The organism is Winogradskyella ouciana (assembly GCF_009709615.1).
Taxonomy (GTDB): domain Bacteria; phylum Bacteroidota; class Bacteroidia; order Flavobacteriales; family Flavobacteriaceae; genus Winogradskyella; species Winogradskyella ouciana.
Genome location: NZ_WJYA01000206.1, coordinates 1 through 254, shown reverse-complemented (window position 1 = coordinate 254; position 254 = coordinate 1). Strand labels below are relative to the sequence as shown.

At 34.6% G+C, this 254-nt stretch carries 1 protein-coding gene; it reads right to left on the bottom strand.

Features of this window, described 5'->3' with window-relative positions; all coding sequences use genetic code 11:
* Window positions 1–5 precede the first annotated feature (5 nt).
* A partial coding sequence (rpl5, locus tag F1003_RS18990; RefSeq protein ID WP_155090373.1) for a hypothetical protein occupies window positions 6–254 on the bottom strand: 249 nt, incomplete at its 5' end.

Here is a 254-nt window from a genome sequence, read left to right as displayed (position 1 = left end):
AATAATTATTTACGGAATGGCATACCGAAGTTAGCTAACAATTCACGAGCTTCTTCATCAGTGTTAGCAGTCGTTACGATAACAATATCCATTCCTCTAACTTTACTTACTTTATCATAGTCGATTTCTGGGAAAATTAATTGTTCTTTAACACCTAAAGTGTAGTTACCGCGTCCGTCAAATGCTTTTTTAGAAACACCTTGGAAGTCACGTACACGTGGTAATGATACTGAAATTAATTTGTCTAAGAATTC